The sequence below is a fragment of the Segatella salivae DSM 15606 genome (assembly GCF_000185845.1).
Classification (GTDB): domain Bacteria; phylum Bacteroidota; class Bacteroidia; order Bacteroidales; family Bacteroidaceae; genus Prevotella; species Prevotella salivae.
The window spans coordinates 1,048,026-1,052,999 of sequence record NZ_GL629647.1; the positions used below are offsets into that span (position 1 = coordinate 1,048,026).

Annotated in this window: 5 protein-coding genes and 1 pseudogene; 3 read left to right on the plus strand and 3 right to left on the minus strand. The window is 39.3% G+C overall.

What is annotated here, in order from left to right; genetic code table 11:
- The 3 genes and pseudogenes from HMPREF9420_RS04325 to murQ all read left to right on the plus strand — a co-directional run.
- A pseudogene (locus tag HMPREF9420_RS04325) lies at positions 1-971 on the plus strand (acyltransferase family protein); the annotation flags it as partial.
- Positions 968-1,813: an ATPase gene (locus HMPREF9420_RS04330; RefSeq protein ID WP_007134234.1), complete on the plus strand. Its 846-nt coding sequence runs from the start codon at positions 968-970 to the stop codon at positions 1,811-1,813. The pseudogene HMPREF9420_RS04325 and the gene HMPREF9420_RS04330, both read left to right, overlap by 4 nt.
- Before the next feature lie 5 nt (positions 1,814-1,818).
- Complete coding sequence (gene murQ / locus HMPREF9420_RS04335; RefSeq protein ID WP_007134235.1) at positions 1,819-2,643, plus strand: N-acetylmuramic acid 6-phosphate etherase; 825 nt, start codon at positions 1,819-1,821, stop codon at positions 2,641-2,643.
- Positions 2,644-2,719: 76 nt separating this feature from the next.
- On the opposite strand, the gene HMPREF9420_RS04340 is transcribed toward murQ, so the two are convergent.
- The 3 genes from HMPREF9420_RS04340 to HMPREF9420_RS04350 all read right to left on the minus strand — a co-directional run bounded on the left by HMPREF9420_RS04340 (position 2,720) and on the right by HMPREF9420_RS04350 (position 4,827).
- On the minus strand, positions 2,720-3,154 hold the full coding sequence (locus HMPREF9420_RS04340; protein ID WP_044079089.1) for a transglycosylase SLT domain-containing protein: 435 nt from the start codon (positions 3,152-3,154) through the stop codon (positions 2,720-2,722).
- Positions 3,155-3,667: 513 nt separating this feature from the next.
- A complete protein-coding gene (locus HMPREF9420_RS04345; protein WP_007134238.1) occupies positions 3,668-4,195 on the minus strand; it encodes a hypothetical protein in 528 nt (175 codons plus the stop codon).
- Positions 4,196-4,290: 95 nt separating this feature from the next.
- Positions 4,291-4,827 carry a hypothetical protein gene (locus HMPREF9420_RS04350; protein ID WP_147625612.1) on the minus strand — a complete coding sequence of 179 codons (537 nt, stop codon included), beginning with the start codon at positions 4,825-4,827 and terminating at the stop codon, positions 4,291-4,293.
- Positions 4,828-4,974 lie beyond the last annotated feature (147 nt).

Consider the following 4,974-nt stretch of genomic DNA (forward strand, 5'->3'; position numbering starts at 1 on the left):
CATCACAACCTATACTATCCTTGCGCAAATATAACTTTGAATGGTCTTGGACATGCACACGAAAAATCATCAAACGTGGCATACTTCTCTATGTGATTGGTATTGGCATCAGTTGGATTATGATGTTTTCTCATGGGCTATTCAATGCAGAAAACGCAACACTCCCCTTGCTGTCGCGCATTGTAGTGTCGGCAAACGTCTTTGATCACATACGATTAGTTGGTGTGTTTCCACGTTTAGCCTTCTGCTATATGCTGGCTTCTTTCGTGGCAATCTCTATGAAACATAAGTATATTCCCTATTTCATTGGTGCACTCTTTGTAGGATATTACTTGATATTATGCTATGGAAATGGATTTGCCCACGATGCATCGAACATCTGCAATGTTATAGATGAGGCTGTTTTCGGACGTCAACATTTATATCAATGGGATATTCCCGACCCCGAAGGATTACTGAGTAACCTTCCTGCTTTAGGTCATGTGTTGATAGGATTCTGCGTTGGACGGAGTTTAATGTCTGCTACATCAATCAATGAAAAAATTGAAAAGCTCTTCCTTTTTGGTGCATTACTGACATTTGCAGGCTTCCTTTTAAGCTATGGTTGCCCAATCAGCAAGAAACTTTGGACCCCAACTTTCGCACTGGTTACTTGCGGCTTGGCTTCAACAACATTAGCCATGCTAAGCTGGATCATCGACAAAGAAGGCCACAAAAGCAGTGCTATCACCTTCTTTAGAGTCTTTGGTGTAAATCCATTAGCACTTTATGTATGGGCAGACTTGTTACTGATTCCGTTATCAATCGTACCTATTTGTGGTAAACCGATACAGGCGTGGGTATTCACCGACATGCTACAGCCATGCATAGGAACACAAAATGCTGCACTGGCTTGGGCGTTATTGTTCGTATTCCTCACATGGAGTAGCGGCTATTATCTATACAAAAAACAAATATTTATCAAATTATGATACTTTTAGCTGATAGTGGTTCAACCAAGACCGATTGGTGTTTGGTGGACCAAAAGAATAGTGTGACAAAGGTAAGAACGGCAGGAATCAATCCGTTCTTCCAGAGTTCAGAAGAGATAGCAAATGAATTGGCAACACACTTAGTGCCCCATTTGCCAACAACACGTCTTGACTCCGTCTATTTCTATGGTGCTGGTTGCACGAAAGAGAAAAGCCCAATAGTGGCTGAAGCATTAAAAAAGCAATTTGAAATCACGGGAGTTTGCGAGGTGGCTACAGACATGTTGGCAGCAGCACGAGGCCTATGTGGTTACCAACCAGGCATTGCCTGTATCATGGGTACAGGGAGTAATTCATGCGCTTATGATGGAAAGGACATCACAAAGAACGTTTCTCCATTAGGCTTTATCTTAGGAGATGAAGGCAGTGGGGCTGTATTGGGAAGGACATTAGTGGGCGATGTACTGAAGAATCAATTGCCGAAAGACATTGTCGAAGCCTTTCATGCAGAATATGGACTTAGCAATGCCGATATCATTGACCATGTGTATCGTCAGAAATTCCCTAATCGTTTCTTGGCAAGTTTCGTTCCTTTCCTGGCTAAACACATTGAAAATAAAGCCATTTTTGATTTGGTAAAGGAGAACTTTCGTCGCTTTTTAGTTCGCAATGTGAAGCAATATCAGGGATGGGAACACCTGCCCATAGGCTTTGTTGGCTCTATTGCATATTATTTTCAGCAACCTTTGAAAGAGGCCTTAGAAGCAGAACACATGACCATTGGCAAGACAATTCAGGCGCCAATGGAAGGACTTATTGCCTATCACACTACTAAAGTATAAAGCTTATGGCATTCATAAAGATTTCAGAACAGCCGTCTCTCTATGACAATTTAGAGAAAAAGAGTGTCCACGAATTATTAGTTGACATCAACCAAGAGGACAAAAAGGTGGCACTTGCCGTTGAAGCAGCAATCCCACAGATTGAGAAACTGGTTGAAGCCGTAGTCCCACGGATGCAGAAGGGAGGTCGGTTATTCTATATGGGTGCCGGAACAAGCGGTCGGTTGGGTGTGCTTGATGCTTCAGAAATACCACCCACATTCGGTGTTTCGCCTACGCATATCATTGGATTAATTGCAGGTGGTGACACCGCACTACGCAATGCAGTTGAAAATGCAGAGGATGATGAATACCGAGGATGGGAAGAACTGGAAGCTTATCATATCAATAAACTCGACACAGTGGTAGGGATTGCAGCATCAGGAACCACTCCTTATGTTGTAGGGGCATTGAAACAAGCTCGTGAAAAAGGTATTCTTACAGGATGTATCACAAGTAATCCAGATTCGCCCATGGCCGAAGCGTGTGACATCCCCATAGAAATGGTTGTAGGCCCAGAGTTTGTTACGGGAAGTTCAAGAATGAAATCAGGCACAGGACAAAAGATGATTCTGAACATGATTTCAACAAGTATCATGATAAAGTTAGGCCGTGTGAAAGGAAACCGCATGGTAAACATGCAACTCACAAATAAGAAACTCATCGACAGAGGAACTCGAATGATTATTGAAGAATTAGGCCTTGACTATGACCATGCTAAGCGATTGCTACTGATGTACGGCTCAGTTAGAAAAGCAGTTGAAGAAGTTCAGAAAACAAAAGGAAAGTAAAAGGACTATATTCAAATTCAAGAAAAATAAAAACGACTGATTGTTTATCCTCAATCAGTCGTTTTTATATTCCATATTAATGGAGTAAGCTCATTACCTTTTCAAAGTATCGTTGCGTCTTTTTAATGCTAAAATGAATGCCACCATTCCATGCTCTAATCGCGGTTTCAATATCATTCAGCGGATTATGATATGATTGAATCAACAGAAACATCTCTTTCGACTTCGCAATACTAAAACGATCGGATAACTTAAAGCGCTTTTTGCTCTTACGTTTTTTCAGGATTTGGTTACACTCAGCAACCAAAACGGGAGTTATCTGCAATACACCTACAGAAGAACCACTCTTTGCCCGACTATTTCCTTTGCTCTCAACATGAATGATTGCGTTGATAACAGGATTCCAATCTACTTCATTCGCATTCTCCGTTTGTTCTGCTGCACAGCAGTACATAGGGAAAAACATAAAAATACTAAAAATCAACAATACGATCTTTTTTCTTTTATCCATATTTGCTTTTTTATGGAACCTGAGTAAAATAAATATGATATACTCGCGATTTTGACATATAAGAAACAAAAAGCCAATAATCTCAGTCCCGTTAAATACTAAGTATAGTACCATAAAAGATGTACTATCCTTTTTATTCTACGCCTGCAAAGATACAATATTTTAGGTTAACAAGCAAACAAAAGCTCACTTGAAATATTAAAATATATAAAAGAATGAAACACACAACCAAGCAATCACCAGCAATTTTGCTCATTAAAGACAAAACATTCAGCTATTTTGTTGAGTGAGGATTATGGAGAAAAGTATCATAATAATATTTTTATATAAGGAACATAACCAACTATAATTAAAAAATGGATTAGTAAAAACATACAAATATAACAATTGACTTCAAGTAGAGTCTTCCATATAGCATAAAAAAACTAAATTGTCCATGAGTACAATTTAGGCATAAAGCATACTAAAATAGAAAATATTCTATTGTCGATAGAACCACAATCTTTCTAAAGATTAGAATTCATATCCAACACCTAAATACCAGCTATAACGTGTTATTGTAGCTTGTAGGTTTATATGATTAATATTAAATACAGCAGCCGTACCATAGTCAAATTTTGAAAAGCTTTCATCAGCCGTAAATTCGTTATGTATTCCATTACTGGTCACATGATAGTTTGAACCATCAGTTGTACCAGAGGCACAATGAGAATAACCAATTATAGGAATAACACGAAGCCATTTCGTAAGCGGAAGCTGGTATCCAGCATGAAACATAAGAGCTTCGTTATCATCCCATTTATCAACCCTCACATCACTTTCGTGGCTGCTTGGACAAACGCCAACATCAAAATAAAATCCATAAATAGTAGTACTTAGCGCGAATACAGGCATTCCTAAATCTTCTGTTTGCCCTATTCCACCAAAATGAAGTCCCAAATTCCAGTGATGATTTTCAGCTTTGAAGTTATCAGAAAACCCTTTTGCATCTGCTTCTATTCCAAGAAACAGAAAAAATAAAATTGATAAAAGATATTTCATTTTTCTTGTTTAGATTAAATAACAGAACAAAATTACAATAAAATTCCCTTAATCACAACTTTATAGTAAAAAATATCAATTGTAAAAGAATACTTTTAGATAAAACAAAGATCAGTTTTAATATATATAGGAGAGACATATCCCCAAACCTTTCTGGAAATAACTTTTGCCATACACGGAAACATCAAACCATTCGGGAAGTGACTTTCGCCATACGCGGAAACATCAAACCATTCTGGAAATGACTTTCGCAATGCGCGGAAATGCCAAACCATTCGGGAAACGACTTTCACAATGCGCGGAAACATCAAACCATTCTGGAAATGACTTTCACAATGCGCGGAAACTCCAAAACTTTCGGGAAAATACTTTCGCCATGCGCGGAAATCACAAACCATTCGGGAAACGACTTTCGCCATGCGCGGAAACATCAAACCATTCGGGAAATGACTTTCGCCATGCGCGGAAACACCAAACCATTTGGGAAATGACTTTCGCCATGCGCGGAAACACCAAACCATTCGGGAAATGACTTTCGCCATGCGCGGAAACTCCAAACCATTCGGGAAATGACTTTCGCCATGCGCGGAAACATCAAACCCTTTGCGGAATGATTTGCGGGTGGCCCGCAAGCACCAAAATCTTTAAAAAGTGATTTGCGGGTGGCCCGCAAGCACCAAATCCTTTAAAAAGCGATTTGCGGAAGGCCCGCAAGGAATATAAACGAAAAAAGCACTCTGAAGAAATGAATCTTCAAAGTGCTTTGTAAAAGGAGGCAG

What these genes read in the sequence shown, in the direction of transcription:
- HMPREF9420_RS04340 (WP_044079089.1), bottom strand. Translation starts at nt 3,154, where the DNA reads ATGGATAAAAGAAAAAAGATCGTATTGTTGATTTTTAGTATTTTTATG.
- murQ (WP_007134235.1), top strand. Translation starts at nt 1,819, where the DNA reads ATGGCATTCATAAAGATTTCAGAACAGCCGTCTCTCTATGACAATTTA.
- HMPREF9420_RS04330 (WP_007134234.1), top strand. Translation starts at nt 968, where the DNA reads ATGATACTTTTAGCTGATAGTGGTTCAACCAAGACCGATTGGTGTTTG.
- HMPREF9420_RS04345 (WP_007134238.1), bottom strand. Translation starts at nt 4,195, where the DNA reads ATGAAATATCTTTTATCAATTTTATTTTTTCTGTTTCTTGGAATAGAA.